We start from the raw sequence: 17,800 nt of genomic DNA on the forward strand, positions 1-17,800 counted from the left end.
AATAATGTTCATATAATGGAAATCAAAAATGATGGAAGGAAATGATTAGATGCTATTTATAGATTACTTTAACCCTAATTAAAAAACGTTCTGCTCTCCTATTGCCGGAGAACAGAACGTTTCGTTATTTTACAGTAGACGATAAATCGCTTCCCATGCGGTATCGACGCCTTCTCCTGTCTCAGATGAGAAAGGAATCAAGGTATCTTGACCGTCAAATTGCAATTTACGTTTGATTGCCGCGATATGTTTATCACGTTGACTCTTTTTGATCTTATCGAGTTTTGTCGCAACGACGATGACCGGTAGATCGTAATACTTCAAGAAATCATACATCGTCACATCATCCGCAGACGGATCGTGTCGGATGTCGACGAGCTGTACGACACCTTTGAGGATTTCCCGTTGCGTGAAGTACTTCTCCATCATCTTGCCCCATGCTTCACGCTCCGTCTTCGAGACTTTCGCATACCCGTAACCCGGTACATCGACGAACATGACTTCATCATTGATGTTGAAGAAGTTCAAGGTTTGCGTCTTACCTGGTTTCGAAGATGTCCGTGCGAGTGCTTTTCGCTGGACCAGCTTATTGATGAAGGAAGACTTTCCGACGTTCGATCGCCCTGCGAGTGCCACTTCTGGCAACATTGGCTCCGGATAATGTTCCGGATTGACGCCACTCGTAATAAAATCAGCTTTATAAATTTTCATGTTACTCTCCTTTTAATGCATGTTCGAGCACTTGCTCCATCGTCGCGACCGGAATGAATTCCATTCCTGCGCGAACGCTTTCCGGGATATCATCGATGTCCCGCGTATTGTCTTGCGGCAGCAGAACGGTCGTCAAGCCCGCACGATGTGCTGCGAGTGACTTCTCCTTTAATCCACCGATCGGTAAGACACGTCCACGCAACGTGATTTCACCTGTCATCCCGACATCCCGGCGAACCGGACGTTTTGTTAAAGCGGAAATCAATGCTGTCGCGAGTGTGATCCCAGCAGATGGACCATCTTTCGGTACAGCACCTTCAGGAACGTGGATGTGGATGTCTTGCGTTTCGTAGAAATTCGGTTCGATGCCAAGGGACGTCGCATTCGCTCGGACGAAGCTATAAGCGGTCTGAGCCGACTCTTGCATGACATCACCGAGTTTCCCGGTTAACTGCAATTTCCCTTTACCCGGAGCAAGGCTGACTTCGATCGTCAACGTATCGCCCCCAAAAGCAGTATACGCTAAACCAGTCACCGCGCCAATCATATCTTCGAGCTCGCCTTGACCATAGCGGTAGATCGGTTTGCCTAAGAAATCATCCAGATTACGTTTTGTCACCGTCACCCGTTTCTTCTCACCCATCGCGATTTGTTTCGCTGCTTTCCGGCAAAGTGAGCCGAGAACACGTTCGAGATTCCGGACACCGGCTTCTCGTGTATAACGCCGGACGACTTCTTCTAGCGCGTCTGCCTTGACTGTTAATTGACTCTTTTTCAGACCATGTTCAGCCAGTTGCTTCGATAAGAGATGACGAACGGCAATTTCCGTTTTCTCTTGTTCCGTATAGCCACCGATTTGAATCAGTTCCATCCGGTCGAGCAATGGTCCGGGGATATTCGAGACATCGTTCGCTGTCGCGATGAACAGAACGTTCGATAGATCGAACGGTTCTTCGATATAGTGATCAGAAAAGCTGTTGTTTTGTTCTGGATCAAGAACTTCAAGCATCGCGGACGACGGGTCACCACGGAAGTCATTTGACATTTTATCGATCTCATCGAGCAGGAAGACCGGGTTGTTCGTTCCTGCTTGTTTTAAACCACGAATGATTCGACCTGGCATCGCACCGATATATGTCCGGCGATGTCCACGGATCTCCGCTTCGTCGCGCACGCCACCAAGTGAGACGCGGACGAACTTCCGCTCGAGCGCTGTTGCAATCGAACGGGCAAGCGACGTTTTCCCGACTCCCGGAGGACCAGATAGACAGAGAATCGGTCCACGTAATGAGTCCGTTAATTGACGAACGGCAAGATACTCAAGGATCCGTTCTTTGACCTTCTCTAGACCGTAATGGTCCTTTTCAAGCTGTTCCGAAGCAGCCGAGACGTTCAAGAAATCATCGGTTGCTTCATTCCACGGCAACGAGAAGAACCATTCGAGATAGTTGCGAATGACCCCATGTTCGGGACTCGTCGCTGGTACGACCGCTAAACGACTGATTTCCTTCTCGACGTTTGCAACCGTCGTTTCTGGTAAATCAAGCATCGCTAGCTGTTCCCGGTATTTCGTCGCATCACTTTCAACAGAAGCCGACTCGCCACCGAGTTCTTGTTGAATCGTCTTCAATTGTTCCCGCAAGTAATACTCGCGTTGCGATTGTTCAATCGTCTTCTTCGTCCGTTCACGCATCTCGCGTTCGAGTTCGACGACTTCATATTCGTGCTTCATGACGTCAAGCAACATCAACCCTCGTTCGACTGGATCCTGTTGTTCGAGAAACTCCTGTTTCTTCGAGATATCGATTGGTAACTTCGACGTGATATAGTCCGTTAATGAGTCGAGACGTTCGTATGTCTCGAACCGACGACGTTCATCCGTTCCGATTCCTTTGATCCGAGAGACGAGCTGACCGAACTGTTCTTTAATCAGACGAACAAGTGCTTCTTGTTTCGCCCCTTTGATGTCCATCTTCTCGATTGGTTCGATGACGGCTTGATATCCCTCGTCCGTCTCCTCGACGTTTTCAATCCGGACGCGTTCCTTCCCGATGACGCGGACACGGACCGTATCATTCCCGAGTTCACTCATCTTCGCGATTTGAACGAGTGTACCAACCTGGTGCAGCCCGTCGACAGACGGCTCTGCTTCTGGGTCACGTTGCGTGACGACGACGAGATCAATTTCGTGTTCCTTTGATGCAAGTAAGGCTTTTAAGGATACCGGACGCCCGACATCAATCGTCAATCCGATCAACGGATACGCAACGACACCGCGTAACGGTAAAAGTGGATATTGTTTTTTCTTCATTCGAATTCCTCCTAAACAAAAAGACTCGGAAAGGCGTACAAGTAGCCTCCGAGCCGATTTGTCACGGTGTTACGCCGTTTCTTTTTCTTTCCCATGTTCAATTGTACCATCTTTCAACTCAAGCGTTGGACCGCGTTTACCAGTCAACGTTTCTGCTGTAATGATGACTTTCGCGATATCTTCACGCGATGGGATTTCGAACATGATATCAAGCATAGTTTCTTCGATGATGGAACGAAGACCACGCGCACCTGTTTTACGTTCGATTGCAAGTTTTGCAATCTCAAGAAGTGCATCTTCCGTGAAGTCGAGTTCGACATCATCGAGTTGAAGCATTTTCTTATATTGTTTCACGAGGGCGTTTTTCGGTTTCGTCAAGATTTGAACGAGTGCCTCTTCATCAAGTGGCTCGAGCGTCGCCATGACCGGCAAACGACCGATGAACTCTGGAATCAAACCGAACTTTTGAAGATCTTCTGGTAATGCAGCTGCCAGAATTTCTTTTTGTGTAAGGTTACGGTTCTCTGAATCGTTTCCGAATCCGATGACTTTTTTACCAAGACGACGTTTGATCGACTGATCGATACCATCGAATGCGCCACCGACGATAAACAAGATGTTCGTCGTATCGATTTGGATGAATTCTTGATGTGGGTGTTTTCGTCCACCTTGTGGCGGTACACTCGCAACCGTTCCTTCCAAAATCTTCAGCAAGGCTTGTTGGACACCCTCACCAGATACGTCACGTGTAATCGACGGGTTTTCTGATTTACGAGCGATCTTATCGATCTCATCAATGTAGATGATTCCTTTTTCAGCCTTCTCAACATCATAGTCTGCTGCTTGGATGAGTTTCAACAGGATGTTCTCGACGTCTTCACCGACATAACCGGCTTCCGTCAAACTTGTTGCATCTGCAATCGCAAACGGTACGTTCAAGATACGTGCCATCGTTTGGGCAAGAAGTGTTTTACCGCTACCTGTTGGTCCAATCATGACGATGTTCGACTTCGAAAGCTCGACATCATCTGCGCGACCACCAGCATTGATTCGTTTGTAGTGATTATACATCGCTACAGACAACGACTTCTTCGCTTTTTCTTGACCGATGACATAATCGTCAAGTGTCGTACGAATTTCATGCGGTTTCGGAACATTCTTTAGCTCGACTTCTTCTTCAGTGCCGAGTTCTTCCTCTACGATTTCATTGCAGAGTTCGATACACTCGTCGCAAATGTAAACGCCAGGTCCAGCAACAAGTTTGCGTACTTGTTCTTGTGTCTTTCCACAGAAAGAACATTTTAGCTGACCTTTTTCTTCGTTAAATTTAAACATAAAGGTCCACCCCTTTAACGTGGAAATTGTATGGATGCCTGTAGCATCCCGTCTCACGTTTTACTATTTATGATTGTAGCATGAACAAGGAAAGTCTTTCAAATCCTGGACGAACGATTTACAGTTTGATGTTCTGAACCAAGGATCGTTTGTCCTTGTTTGACCTATCGTACAAAAAAATCGACTCCAAGACCAGAAATTGGGCTTGAAGTCGATCGAAAACCATGAAATGGCTTATTTTGCTTTTGCGTTGTCGACGAGAACATCGATAGCTTTACGGAATTGAAGATCGCCTTTAAGCGTTTCAAGACCACCTTGTGGTGCAAGCATCGTTTCAAGTTGATCTGCAGGGATGTTGTAGAGTTCTGACATTGATTGAAGTTCAGCTTGAGTTTCCTCATCTGTTACTTCGATTTTTTCGTCAGCAACGATTTGCTTGAGGACGAGACGTGCTTTAACGCGCTCTTCCGCTTGCTCTTTCATTTCAGAACGCATTGCCTCTTCTGTCGTTCCAGTCAACTGGAAGTACATGTTGAGGTCGATGCCTTGTGATTGAATACGTTGTGTGAACTCTTGAACCATACGCTCGACTTCGTTTTCGACCATGACTTCTGGAAGATCAACTGTCGCATTTTTCGTAGCCGCTTCGACTAACTCATCGCGCATTGAAGCATCAGCTTCTTGTTTGCGTGTGTTTTCGAGACGCGTACGGATTTTTGTTTTCAACTCGTCGAGTGAAGAAACTTCTTCATCCATTTCTTTTGCGAACTCATCTGTCAATTCAGGGAGCTCTTGTGCTTTAACTTCGTGGATCGTTACTTTGAATGTAACTGGTTTTCCAGCGAGTGATGCTTCGTGGTATTCCTCTGGGAATGTCACTTCAAGATCTTTTTGCTCGCCAGTTTTTAAACCGACCATTTGCTCTTCGAATCCAGGAATGAAGTTTCCAGAACCGATGACGAGTGAGTAGTTCTCAGCAGTTCCGCCGTCGAATTGGTTTTCCCCATCGAAACCTGCGAAGTCGAATACGACTGTATCGCCATTCTCGATGACGCCATCTTCTTTAACGACGAGTTCTGCACCGCGTTCTTGTAATGTTTTGAGTTCAGCGTCGACGTCTTCGTCAGTAACGTTCGTTTCAACTGCTGTGTACTCAAGACCTTTGTACTCACCGAGTGTAGCTTCTGGCTCGATGACGAACGTGATTTTGAATTCGACTGGCTTGCCTTTTTCGAGTGTTTCAACGTCGATGTTCTCAAGCGCGATTGGCTCGATTCCTGATTCGACGACTGCACCTTCAATTGTGTCCTTGTAAAGGATATCGAGTGCATCTTGGTACAGTGCTTCTTCACCGTACATTTTGTTGAACATTGCGCGTGGCATTTTTCCTTTGCGGAAACCAGGTGTGTTCAAAGTCTTAACGACTTTCTTGAACGCTTGGTCTACCGCTTTATCAAATGCTTCAGCAGGCGCTTCATACGTGAGGACGCCGAGGCTACCTGATTGTTTTTCCCATTTTGCAGTCATGCTGAGTCCCTCCAAAATTGTCAATTAGCGTACATGTGTGTACAACAAGTCACATTATAGCACAATCGTTCTGACGATTACCACTGTTGAACGAATCGTTTCCAGATGTCTCAATCGAAGTAAATCTGCTCGAATGCGATGACTTCTGGATAAAGGATATGTGCCGCTCGATATAACCGCTTCGCCAGCGGACTGAGGATACGTTCCGGTTCTTCACGTTCAAATGTCAGACCTGCGAGTTCTTCGCAGGCTGCGAGCCACTTCTCCATGTCTGATCCAATTCGTTCTCGCTCTTCAAGATGGATTAATTGATCCGATCGCAAGACGAGTAACGCTCGGAACGGATCCATTCGCTCTAACGTATGCATCGATGCCAGTAACGCTTGTTGCTCCTGTTGATGTACCAGCAAAATTTCTTCTAACTCTTCACGTGACGAGATCGTCCAGTCTACATCTACGTGTGGCACATGAATGCTTACCGGATATGACACGTGATCAAGCACGCTTCCTAATAACTGATCAATGACGAGTAGACTTTGATGTTCTGTCTCTTGCGCCTGAAGGTATTTTTGTGTGATGTATGCAATGAGCTCAGATGTCCGTTCGAATTCCCTACCGGTCAATTGGCGCATTTGTTCAACCCAACTGCCATGTCGCAACACATGCATCAATTCCGTTGCTGATGTTACCTCACGCTGCGCAACAGGGTTGTTTTGAACTGCCGGCTTTTGTTCGCGAACACGCATCTGTTGTTTGATTTCATCTAATCGAAGCGCGAGCCCATAAGGTAGATACGGTGACGCCGAGCGCAAAGCGAGTTTCATCGGATAACGTTCTCCGAGTTCATAAAGAAAGAGTGCGAGCACTTGCTCGACACCCTCGACTTCAAGAAATCGTTCTGCCACTGTTTCAAATCGTTCCCGGTCATGCATTAAGAGTGGTTGAATGACATAGAGCCGGTGTAAGACATCTTCTCCTGTCAATTGGTCAGTCTCTAATTCCATAATCAATTGTTCTTGTTTAGAAGCGGGCAAACGAAGAATGCGCGCTCGCTCTACTTCTAGTTCATGTTCCATCCAGCGCGATGTCCCCATATTCCGGCACTCCTTCATGTTCAACTTCTTATTTCGTAAATGGGTCGAGTAAAGATGTCCAGTTCGTGATTGCTTCTTGAAGTTGTCCTGCCTGCTCGATTCCTAATCGATTCAACGTATCTAACGAGACGTCCGCTTCAAGTAATCGAGCGATGTCTTCCGATTGATTCACGTACTGCTCGAGTTTTGCACTTAAATTTTGCAATTCTTGTGGCGGATTTTCAAGTCCCGCTAATCGTTGATCGATTTGATCCAGTTCTTGATTGAACTGATCAATCGTTCCGTTTTCCTTCAACTTTTCGATTTGTTGATCGAGTGCCTGTTCAGGGTTTGCAGATTCACGCGCTGTCGTAGCCGCTTCATTCAAGGAAGCCGACAAATCTGACGTGACTTGGGCCGTATCTTTTGCAATGCCTTGAAGTTCTCCAGCGTAATCGACACTATTTTTTACATCGTTGACTTGTTGTTTTGCATCGTCGACTGTATTTGAAATCTCACTACATCCAGCAAGAAACGTACTTAGCACAAGGACTGCTCCAACTTTCTTCCACATTGCATTCATCCCTTTCGAGTTCATGATACCTTAATTATAATCGAAAATCGGAATAAAAAAAAGAGACCACCCTCGTAAGGGCAGTCTCTATTTTAATTATAGCGTCCCAAGAGGGATTCGAACCCCCGACCGACGGCTTAGAAGGCCGTTGCTCTATCCTGCTGAGCTATTGGGACGTGTCAACACGAATAAACTATACTAGAACAATTCTTTCGTGTCAATCACATTACAAACATTGCATTTATTTTATTACAAAAATGTTCCGTCCAGATGCAGGGCATTCACTCGATCACCGTTCACATCGAGAAAATCGACAGAATAACGGTTTTGATCCACTTCAAGAATCGCATACGTCTTGTCTGGTCGATGACGCGGCATCCGGATTGAACCTGGATTGATGAATAACACGCCGTCCCGATATTCAGCCTTCGCAACATGGGAATGACCATAACAGACGATGTCCGCCTGCTTTTCCTTCGCATGATGCTGCAAGACATCTAGACTGTATTTGACGTCCTGACGATGTCCGTGGACACAAAGGATGGTACGACCATCTATTTCCGACATGACTTCTTCCGGAAAATCGTGTCCGTAATCGCAATTCCCTCGCACAACACGATATGGATATAATGATTCGATGTCGCGCGTCAATTGGGAGTCCCCACAATGAAATGCCAAATCCACGTCTTGGTGACGTTCGAATATCGTAAGCAGTTCTTGTTCTAGTCCATGGCTATCACTAACGATCAACGCTCTCATCTTCATCACACTCCTAAGAAAGTAGTTAAGTCCTGTTCGAGCTTGCGCAATGCATTGCCACGATGACTAATCATCGCTTTTTCTTCTTTCGTCAACTCAGCAGCCGTCTGTCCGCTTGCCGTGACGAACAATGGATCATAACCGAACCCGTTCGAACCCGCCGCTTCAAAACCGATTCGCCCTTCCATCGTTCCACGAACCGTCAATGTCTCACCCGTTGGTTTCGCTAGCGCGAGGACACAAACGAAGCGCGCCGTCCGCTCTTCCTCCGGAACACCTACTAACTTTTCAAGCAGTAGAGCGTTGTTCGCCGCATCCGACTTTTCAAGACCCGCGAATCGTGCCGAGTAGACACCTGGAGCGCCATCTAAAGCATCGACTTCAAGACCTGAATCATCAGCAAGTACCGCGTGGCCAAAGTAGGCTGCTGCCTCTGTTGCTTTTAAGAGTGCATTCTCCTCGAATGTCTCACCTGTTTCGTCCGTTTCCGGAGCATCGGCGTGATCGAGTAACGATTCGACCGTATAACCGAGACGACCCAGCATGCTTTCAAGTTCCTTCACTTTACCTGCATTGTGTGTTGCGACGATGACCTTCATCTATGTTCCCCCACTTCTTCTCCTACATACCACCAAGAGACACCGAGTGCCTCACGGCCAGCATCAATCAGTTCCTTAATTCCTTTTTCCCCAAGTTCGAGCATTTCGAGCATCTCTTGACGGGAAAATGTCGACTCTTCTCCTGTTGCTTGCATCTCGACGATTTTACCCGATGAGGTCATGACGAGATTGAAGTCGACTTCCGCCGCAGCGTCCTCTTCATAGCATAGATCGAGCAAGACATTCGACTCGACGATTCCAACCGAGATGGCTGCGATGCCCTCTTTGATCGGTGTATCTGTCAGTTTTCCCGCTTGAATCAATTGATCGACTGCTCGGACGAGTGCCAAAAAACCACCAGTGATCGATGCCGTTCGTGTACCGCCATCTGCCTGAATGACATCACAATCGATCCAGATCGTTCGTTCCCCGAGCTTCTCTAAATCAACGACGGCCCGAAGCGAGCGGCTGATCAGACGTTGGATTTCCATCGTCCGTCCCGTCTGTTTGCCGCGGACGGCTTCTCGTGCGGTCCGCTGAGCCGTCGCACGTGGCAACATCGAATATTCCGCATTGATCCAGCCCTGGCGTTTACCGCGAAGGAACGGTGGCACCTTCTCCTCGACGGTCGCCGTACAGAGGACTTTCGTATCTCCCAGTTCAATCAAGACAGAACCTTCTGCGTGTTTATTGACATCAATCGATAATTGAATAGGACGGAGATGATCCGCCGTTCGTTGGTCTATCCGCATTTAATCTTCCTCCGTTCCAAGCACGATGCGCTCCGCATGGATGGTCTGATCGAGCCAGTCCGTCGCAATCTGATCAAATGAGCGGATATCGCCTGTCGCGTAATAACGATGTTCCGGAATTTGTGTCACATCTGCTGAAATCGTATTGTAATCAAGTAGTGCTGCTACCTCGAGCGCTGTCTCGTCTCCTGAAGAGATTAGCTGGACGCCTGGTCCGATGACCCGTCCAATCACATCTGCTAGGAGCGGGTAATGAGTGCACCCGAGGATCAATGTATCCATATCGTAATTCATCAATGGTCGTAATGTATTGGCAACGACACGTTCGACGTACGCACCGTCTGTCTGCATCGACTCGACGAGCGGGACGAATGGCGGGCACGCTAACGATTCGACGACGACTTGTCCTTCGACGTGGCGTAACGCCTTCTCGTAGGAATTACTTGTAATCGTCATCTTCGTTCCGATGACACCGATTCGTTTCGTACGCGTCACCTTGACTGCCGCACGGGCCCCAGGATCAATGACACCGATGACAGGTATATTTAAACGTTCTCGCGCTTCTTTTAGGACGACAGCCGTGGCTGTGTTACAGGCGATCACGATCAACTTCACATCTTGTTGCACGAGATAATCAATCATCTCCCACGTAAACTCACGAATCTCCTCTTCTGGGCGAGGACCATACGGACACCGCAATGTATCCCCAACATAGATGATTCGCTCATGGGGCAACTGTCGCATCAATTCACGTGCGACCGTCAACCCACCGACTCCGGAATCCAGTACTCCAATCGCTCGATTCACTCTTCTCCACCTCTTTCTCTCATTCCTATGGTAACAAAAAAGGACGACGGTGCAAGACCGGCGTCCGAGAATGTACGATTACAGGATTACTGAGCAAGACCTTCGCTAGTCAGCATATCTGAAAGAGTCGTGATTGCTTCAGAAGCATCGTCACCGTTTGCAACGATTTTGATATCTGAATCTTTCGCGATTCCGAGTGAAAGAACACCCATGATTGACTTCAAGTTGACAGTCTTCCCGTTGTATTCCAAGTTAATGTCTGATTGGAATTTAGAAGCTGTGTTGACGAGCTGAGTAGCCGGACGAGCGTGAATGCCTGAATCCGCGATGACTTTGAATGTTTTTTCCATGATTAAGAAATCTCCCTTCACTAATAACGTACTAGTGAGTCGTTTTCGAATATGTGAACTCATTATCAAATGATAACGGATTCGAATCGATTCTGCAAGGAATTTTTATATGCTTCACTCCACGGGAATGCTTTCCCGGCACGGTCGATTTGTACCATCGATGTCCGTCCTGTGAACATCAGTTCACCTTGCTCATCAAATGCCGCATAGTGGACGTCACACGATGCACTACCGACATGTACCGGATACGCATAAACAGCGAGACGTGCCCGTGGGTAGACTTGGCGAATGTAATTACACTGGGCATCCGCAACGACGATGATGCCGTCTTCTGCAAGCGAATATCCTGTTTCCTCTAACATCAATGTCCGAACGTCCTCAAAATAGACGAACGGTACCCGGTTATTCATATGACCATAGGCATCCGTCTCCGCAAAACGAACGGCGACATCGAGTCGTGTGCCATGTTTCATCTGTTCAAGCCATGATTCAAGTTCTGGAATATAAGCTGGTACGCGCACAATGAGTTCCTCCTGTCTGAATGAAAAAAGAAGGAGCAAGCTCCTTCTTTGATAAATCATGAACTAACGGCTTCACCTGTCCGTCCTTCGTCACTACCGAAGAACTTCTTGAATGAATGAAGTGTCGTCTGACGGTTCATCGCTGCGATCGAAGTCGTCAGTGGAATCCCTTTCGGACAAACCTCGACACAGTTTTGAGCGTTACCACACTGCATGATCCCGCCATCTTCCATTAACGCTTCAAGGCGTTCTTCCTTGTGGAAGGCACCTGTTGGATGCGAGTTGAATAGACGAACTTGTGAAATCGATGCTGGTCCGATGAATGTCGAACGATCGTTGACGTTCGGACATGCCTCGAGACACACGCCACACGTCATACATTTCGATAACTCATATGCCCATTGGCGTTTATTTTCTGGCATACGCGGTCCTGGTCCTAAATCGTACGTTCCATCGATTGGGACCCATGCTTTGACCTTTTTCAACGCATCGAACATGCGTTGACGGTCGACTTGAAGGTCACGAACGATCGGGAACGTCTGCATCGGTTGCAGACGGATCGGCTGTTCGAGTTTATCGACGAGTGCCGTACACGACTGACGTGGTGTACCGTTGATGACCATCGAACAAGCACCACAGACTTCTTCTAGACAACCCATGTCCCAGTTGATTGGTGTCGTTTTTTCACCAGCTGCATTGACAGGATTCCGGCGAATCTCCATTAAAGCAGAGATGACGTTCATGTTCGGACGGTACGGAATTTCAAACGCTTCATCATACGGTTTACCATCAGGTCCATCTTGACGTTGAACGATGAATTGAACCGATTTTTGCGTAGTGGATGATTCGAGTGGTGTCGCCATTATGCTTTCACCTCTTTCTTCGACTTCTTGCTGTAGTCGCGTTTCCGTGGTGGAATCAACGACGTGTCGACGTCTTCATAGAAGATTTCTGGATGACCATTCGTATAACGCGCCATCGTCGTCTTCAAGAACTGTTCATCATTACGTTCCGGGAAGTCAGGTTTGTAGTGCGCTCCGCGACTCTCGTCACGTTTTAAGGCACCGAGCGTGATTGCTTCGGCTAGGTCGAGCATGTGATCGAGCTGACGGATGAACGATGCCCCTTGGTTACTCCAACGCGCTGTATCCGTTGCCGAGATGCGTGTGAAGCGATCGCGGAGTTCCTTGATTTTTGTAAGTGTTTCTTCGAGCTTATCGTTATACCGGACGACCGTGACGTTATCCGTCATGATTTCTCCAAGCTCACGGTGGATTTGATACGCATTTTCCGTACCTTCCATGGATAGGATATCGTTGAAACGGTTGATTTCTTCGATCTTATGCGCTTCGACGACGTCCTCGCTCATCTCATGAACCGATGTCTCGAGTTCGTTCATATATGCGATGGCAGATGGTCCAGCGACCATTCCGCCGTATACCGCAGAGAGAAGCGAGTTCGCTCCGAGACGGTTACCACCGTGCATCGAATAATCACATTCACCAGCTGCGAACAATCCAGGGATGTTCGTCATTTGATCGTAGTCGACCCATAGTCCACCCATTGAATAGTGAACAGCCGGGAAAATCTTCATCGGTACTTTTCGTGGATCATCACCGACGAATTTCTCGTAGATTTCAAGGATCCCACCGAGTTTGACATCGAGTTCTTTTGCGTCTTTATGTGATAGATCCAGATAGACCATGTTCTCCCCGTTGACGCCGAGTTTTTGATTGACACAGACGTCAAAAATCTCGCGTGTCGCGATATCTCGCGGAACAAGGTTTCCGTACGCCGGATATTTCTCTTCAAGGAAGTACCAAGGTTTACCGTCTTTATACGTCCAGACGCGACCACCTTCACCTCGTGCTGATTCACTCATGAGACGTAATTTATCGTCTCCAGGAATCGCTGTCGGGTGAATCTGAATGAACTCACCGTTCGCATAGATTGCTCCTTGACGATAGACAGCTGCTGCTGCTTGTCCTGTGTTGATGACCGAGTTCGTCGATTTTCCGAAGATGACCCCAGGACCACCTGTCGCGAGGATGACAGAATCCGCGGCAAATGCCTCGATTTCCATCGTCCGGAGGTTTTGACAAACTGCTCCACGACAAATGCCATTGTCATCGATGATGGCACGAAGGAATTCCCATCCTTCATATTTTTCTACCAAACCTTGCGCTTCGAACTTACGAACCTGTTCATCCAATGCGTACAATAGTTGTTGCCCAGTCGTCGCTCCAGCGTATGCCGTCCGGTGATGCAACGTTCCTCCGAAACGTCGGAAGTCGAGTAAGCCTTCCGGTGTCCGGTTGAACATGACACCCATCCGGTCGAACATATGAATGATCTTCGGCGCTGCTTCCGCCATTTTTTGAACAGGTGGTTGATTTGCGAGGAAGTCCCCACCGTATACCGTGTCATCGAAATGCTGGTATGGTGAATCCCCTTCCCCTTTTGTATTGACCGCTCCGTTGATGCCACCTTGTGCACAAACAGAGTGTGAGCGTTTAACGGGTACGAGTGAGAATAACTTAACTGGTACGCCTTGCTCCGCTGCTTTTATCGTAGCCATCAGACCGGCAAGCCCTCCGCCGATGATGACAAGATTCTTGTTCGCCATGTTGTCAGTTCCCCTTTCCTTACAACACGCCTGCAAACGTTAAGATCGAGCGTACGCCTACAAACGATAAACCGATGAATACGAGTGCTGCCACGTAAGACATCGCCCGTTGAGATGCTGGTGACTGCGTGATTCCCCATGTGATGCAGAACGTCCAAAGTCCGTTCGCAAGGTGGAATGTCGTCGCCAAGATCCCGACGATATAGAACGCGAGCATGAATCCGTTATCGACGATGTTCTGCATCATGCTTGCATCGACTGGTGTTCCCATCGCAGCGGCAATCCGTGTTTCCCAAACGTGCCACGTGATGAACACGACAAGGAATACACCGCTGAACCGTTGCAGTACATACATCCAGTTCCGGAAGTATGTATAACGCCCTGTGTTCGCAGAACCGGTGAATGCGATGTACACACCGTAGACACCATGCAAGATGATCGGAATGAAGATGACAAAGATCTCTAAGAACAATCGATACGGAACGTTCCCCACGAATTCCGCGGCCTTATTGAAGTCTTCCTCACCACGTACGATGAAGTAGTTCGTCGTTAAGTGCGAAAGTAAAAATAACCCGATTGGAATGACGCCGAGCAGTGAGTGTATCTTACGACTCACGAAATCACGATGATTCGCCATCCAAATCCCCCCTTTTGTTTGCCAATCAACCGTTGGCGCATTTTGGTAGAAAAGCGCTTTCATAAGGAAATTCGTCTTTTCATCACTTATTCTACTCCTGTCCTTTTTAGAAGACAACCCGAGCCGTTGCATTTAACTGCAAATTTTTTTAGGAAAACAATGACCGACAAGAATCATCTCGGTATAATGGTTCACAGATAGGAGTGAATCATGATGGATGCTACACCAAATCAAACACCACTTTTCGGTATCGAATTGATCCGAGATTATGTGCTGACTGATCTTTTAGGATCGGATTATCGGCAAGTCATCTACTGGGCAGGTAAACGTCTAGCGCGTCAATTCCCTGTCGTAGATGAATCTGAATTAGCCTTATTTTTTGAACAAGCAGGTTGGGGAACGCTCGAAATCAAGAAACGTAAAGGAACTGCTATCTCATTCGTTCTGTCTCCTCCTGATACGACGAGAGATGAACGACCACAAGGGTACTTCCAACTCGAAGCGGGTTTCCTCGCTGAACAGTTCTCTCGTTTTAACGGATGTGTCGCGGAAGGATATGCCGAGTTAAATAAAGAGCTCGTTCAAATCACGGTCCAAATCGACCCTAAAGATCCACTTGAACCGCTCAAGTGAAATTTACATAAAACGTGACAGGAATCTTAATTTTCAACATCGAAATAGATTCATGAAACCTTTTGCAGTAAATGCTCGTAAAATCATTCGTACACAAATCGCGAGGAGGAACTTCACATGTTCAAAAAACTAGCAGCAGATTTAACAGGATTCAGTGATATCGGACAAGTCATTCATCCTGATGATTTCGACAAGGCAGCCGCTGACGATTATGTCTTACATGAAGACGGCGAGAAAATCTATTTCTTGATCAAATCTAAATCTGACGAGTATTGCTTTACGAATCTGGCTTTAATTCACCTCGATGGTGAAAGTGCCGTCAGTTCGAAACGCGTCTTGTATCGTTATCCGTACGCACACTATCCGATTCGCCACGTCATGTTCGAAACGGCGGGAACGGTCGATCTTGATGTCGAGATTAAATTCGAGATCGGTGGCAAACATTATTCGATCGACGTCGATAAGAAACAACTCGAACATGTGAAAGATCTTTACAAAACACTTCTTGCGATCGCTGAAAAACAGTATGAAGGACAAAAGATGCTCGAATTCGCAAACAGCTCATTGAATCATTCGGTCACGATTCTCGGCGGACTTCGTCAAGGTGACATGAACGTGCCGCAAACATTCAAGGAGTTGTCCGAACAATCCTTCGAGTGGCTACAAGGTCACTACCATCAGTGGAACCAGCGTGACTTTGGTTCATACTACGAAAAGTACATCAACAACTAATCACTAAAAAAGCCGCCCTCTTCAAGAGGACGGCTTTTTTTCATTCTTCATTTGCTTGACTTAAATATTCAGCGACGGTTTCCGCTAACTTGACAGGTAATCCTGCTTCCGCCAACTGTTCGATCGTTGCGCGTCGCAAGCTACGCATCGATCCGAAATGACGAATCAACTGTTGGCGTCGTTTCGGTCCGACTCCTGGAATCTCGTCGAGCAAGGAACGAGTCATCCCTTTTGAACGGAGCGAGCGGTGGAACGTGATTGCAAACCGGTGGACTTCATCTTGCATGCGTTGAAGTAGATAAAACGCACTTGAACGCGGACTTAGTTCAATTAACCGTGCACCTTCTCCAAACAACAACTGACTCGTCCGGTGTTTGTCATCCTTTTTTAATGAGCCGACCGGCAGGGATAAACCGAGTTCATCTTGAATGACTTCTAAAGCAGCATTCAACTGTCCGACTCCTCCGTCAATCAGGACGAGATCTGGAAGGCGCGCTCCTTCAAGTAACAACCGACGATACCGACGGCGCACGATTTCCCGCATCGATTCATAGTCATCGGGTCCTTGCACCGTCCGGATTTTGAACTTCCGGTATTCCTTCTTAAGCGGTTTACCGTCTTCAAAGACGACGAGCGCCGAGACGGCATCCGCACCTTGAATGTTCGCATTATCGATGATCTCAATCCGGGACAATGGATGAACGTCGATCGCATCGGCGAGTTCTTCGACTGCTTGAACGGTCCGTTTCTCATCTTTTGCTAACAACTCGAAGCGTTCCGAGATCGCATTTTCAGCATTCTTCGTCGCTAGATCAAGTAATTTCCGTTTTGATCCTCGGACCGGAACGTGAATTTTAATCGATAGCGCCTCTTTGAGCAGCAACTGATTGACGAGTGGCGGTACATATACTTCACTTGGTTTGATGTTCTTTTCGTAGAACTGGACGATGAAACTCTCGAGCTCTTCTGCCGGTGTACCATAGATCGGGAAAAGCGAGACATCACGTTCGATCATCTTTCCGCCGCGAAGGAAGAAGACTTGGACACACATCCAGCCTTTATCGACATGGATCCCGAATACGTCACGTGACGTCAGATCCGCTGTGATCATGTTTTGTTTGTTCATGATCGACTCGATCGCCCTTACTTGATCGCGCAATTCTCCCGCACGTTCGAATTCCATCGTTTCGGCCGCGTCCGCCATCTTCTGTTTCAAGTCTTCGACAAGCTCTTTTGTGTCGCCCGACAAGAAACGTCGGATTTCCGAAACGAGTGCCTTTTGTTCCGACTCGAGATTCGGGATTTCGCATGGACCGAGACACTGACCGATGTGGTAATACAGACAAAGTTTTTTCGGCATCGGCTGGCATTTACGTAGCGGATATAAACGATCTAGCAGACGTTTCGTCTCGTTTGCCGCATACGCATTCGGATAAGGACCAAAATAATGACCACCATCTTTTTTCAACTTACGTGTCGTGATCAGGCGAGGATATGTCTCATTCGTAATTTTCAAGTACGGATACGACTTATCATCCTTCAACATGATATTGTACTTCGGATCATGTTTCTTAATAAGCGTCATCTCAAGCAACAACGCTTCTAGTTCACTAGCTGTGATGATGTATTCGAAGTCACGGACTTCCGCGACGAGACGTTCCGTCTTAATATCATGTGCTCCCGTGAAATAGGAACGGACACGATTCTTGAGATTTTTTGCTTTTCCGACATAGATGACTTCGCCGAATTCATTTTTGTGCAGATAACATCCTGGCTCATCAGGCAAAAGGGATAGTTTCGCTTTGATATGTTCTTGATGTCCCAAATAAATGTCTCCTTTCACCGTTTTTAGT

Annotated in this window: 18 protein-coding genes and 1 tRNA gene; 2 read left to right on the forward strand and 17 right to left on the reverse strand. The window is 47.4% G+C overall.

The genetic code is table 11. The features are described 5' to 3' along the window. Window positions 1-129 precede the first annotated feature (129 nt). The 16 genes from yihA to KNQ08_RS08370 form a co-directional block, all read right to left on the reverse strand. Window positions 130-711, reverse strand: coding sequence for a ribosome biogenesis GTP-binding protein YihA/YsxC (gene yihA / locus KNQ08_RS08295; RefSeq protein ID WP_214805252.1), 582 nt, complete (start codon window positions 709-711; stop codon window positions 130-132). A 1-nt stretch (window position 712) separates the two neighbouring features. Next, window positions 713-3,022, reverse strand: coding sequence for an endopeptidase La (gene lon / locus KNQ08_RS08300; protein ID WP_023468976.1), 2,310 nt, complete (start codon window positions 3,020-3,022; stop codon window positions 713-715). 69 nt (window positions 3,023-3,091) lie between these two features. Next, window positions 3,092-4,357 carry an ATP-dependent protease ATP-binding subunit ClpX gene (gene clpX, locus KNQ08_RS08305; RefSeq protein ID WP_023468977.1) on the reverse strand — a complete coding sequence of 422 codons (1,266 nt, stop codon included), beginning with the start codon at window positions 4,355-4,357 and terminating at the stop codon, window positions 3,092-3,094. A 234-nt stretch (window positions 4,358-4,591) separates the two neighbouring features. Beyond that, window positions 4,592-5,884 (reverse strand): trigger factor, encoded by a 1,293-nt coding sequence (tig, locus tag KNQ08_RS08310; protein WP_029342286.1) that lies wholly within the window; start codon window positions 5,882-5,884, stop codon window positions 4,592-4,594. A gap of 110 nt (window positions 5,885-5,994) precedes the next feature. Beyond that, a complete protein-coding gene (locus KNQ08_RS08315; protein ID WP_214723765.1) occupies window positions 5,995-6,978 on the reverse strand; it encodes a hypothetical protein in 984 nt (327 codons plus the stop codon). A 28-nt stretch (window positions 6,979-7,006) separates the two neighbouring features. Then, complete coding sequence (locus KNQ08_RS08320) at window positions 7,007-7,531, reverse strand: hypothetical protein (protein ID WP_231681742.1); 525 nt, start codon at window positions 7,529-7,531, stop codon at window positions 7,007-7,009. Window positions 7,532-7,633: 102 nt separating this feature from the next. Further along, a tRNA-Arg gene (locus KNQ08_RS08325) sits at window positions 7,634-7,707 on the reverse strand. Window positions 7,708-7,780: 73 nt separating this feature from the next. After that, the gene (locus KNQ08_RS08330; protein ID WP_149427691.1) at window positions 7,781-8,290 is read right to left on the reverse strand and encodes a metallophosphoesterase family protein; all 510 of its coding nucleotides are present in this window, start codon (window positions 8,288-8,290) and stop codon (window positions 7,781-7,783) included. 5 nt (window positions 8,291-8,295) lie between these two features. Further along, a complete protein-coding gene (locus KNQ08_RS08335) occupies window positions 8,296-8,889 on the reverse strand; it encodes an XTP/dITP diphosphatase (RefSeq protein WP_214805253.1) in 594 nt (197 codons plus the stop codon). Then, complete coding sequence (gene rph, locus KNQ08_RS08340; RefSeq protein ID WP_064299531.1) at window positions 8,886-9,641, reverse strand: ribonuclease PH; 756 nt, start codon at window positions 9,639-9,641, stop codon at window positions 8,886-8,888. Before rph ends, KNQ08_RS08335 begins: the two co-directional genes overlap by 4 nt. After that, window positions 9,642-10,448, reverse strand: a complete 807-nt coding sequence (racE, locus tag KNQ08_RS08345; RefSeq protein ID WP_023468984.1) for a glutamate racemase — start codon at window positions 10,446-10,448, stop codon at window positions 9,642-9,644. An 86-nt stretch (window positions 10,449-10,534) separates the two neighbouring features. Then, a complete protein-coding gene (locus KNQ08_RS08350) occupies window positions 10,535-10,798 on the reverse strand; it encodes a phosphocarrier protein HPr (protein ID WP_012371023.1) in 264 nt (87 codons plus the stop codon). A 65-nt stretch (window positions 10,799-10,863) separates the two neighbouring features. Next, a complete protein-coding gene (locus KNQ08_RS08355; protein ID WP_058713782.1) occupies window positions 10,864-11,319 on the reverse strand; it encodes an acyl-CoA thioesterase in 456 nt (151 codons plus the stop codon). A gap of 56 nt (window positions 11,320-11,375) precedes the next feature. Further along, window positions 11,376-12,182 (reverse strand): succinate dehydrogenase iron-sulfur subunit, encoded by an 807-nt coding sequence (gene sdhB / locus KNQ08_RS08360; RefSeq protein ID WP_023468986.1) that lies wholly within the window; start codon window positions 12,180-12,182, stop codon window positions 11,376-11,378. Continuing rightward, window positions 12,182-13,945: a succinate dehydrogenase flavoprotein subunit gene (gene sdhA / locus KNQ08_RS08365; protein ID WP_023468987.1), complete on the reverse strand. Its 1,764-nt coding sequence runs from the start codon at window positions 13,943-13,945 to the stop codon at window positions 12,182-12,184. Before sdhA ends, sdhB begins: the two co-directional genes overlap by 1 nt. A 19-nt stretch (window positions 13,946-13,964) precedes the next feature. Then, the gene (locus KNQ08_RS08370; RefSeq protein WP_029342294.1) at window positions 13,965-14,582 is read right to left on the reverse strand and encodes a succinate dehydrogenase cytochrome b558 subunit; all 618 of its coding nucleotides are present in this window, start codon (window positions 14,580-14,582) and stop codon (window positions 13,965-13,967) included. Between the two features lie 210 nt (window positions 14,583-14,792). On the opposite strand from KNQ08_RS08370, the gene KNQ08_RS08375 reads away from it, so the two are divergent. After that, window positions 14,793-15,215 (forward strand): YslB family protein, encoded by a 423-nt coding sequence (locus KNQ08_RS08375; protein WP_251133638.1) that lies wholly within the window; start codon window positions 14,793-14,795, stop codon window positions 15,213-15,215. Window positions 15,216-15,332: 117 nt separating this feature from the next. Then, on the forward strand, window positions 15,333-15,947 hold the full coding sequence (locus KNQ08_RS08380) for a PH domain-containing protein (protein WP_023468990.1): 615 nt from the start codon (window positions 15,333-15,335) through the stop codon (window positions 15,945-15,947). 40 nt (window positions 15,948-15,987) lie between these two features. Here the strand turns inward: KNQ08_RS08380 and uvrC are convergent, their stop codons facing one another. Continuing rightward, on the reverse strand, window positions 15,988-17,772 hold the full coding sequence (gene uvrC, locus KNQ08_RS08385) for an excinuclease ABC subunit UvrC (protein WP_047393598.1): 1,785 nt from the start codon (window positions 17,770-17,772) through the stop codon (window positions 15,988-15,990). Window positions 17,773-17,800: the final 28 nt, after the last annotated feature.

It is taken from the genome of Exiguobacterium sp. s46, assembly GCF_018618875.1.
GTDB classification, from domain to species: Bacteria; Bacillota; Bacilli; order Exiguobacteriales; family Exiguobacteriaceae; genus Exiguobacterium_A; species Exiguobacterium_A abrahamii.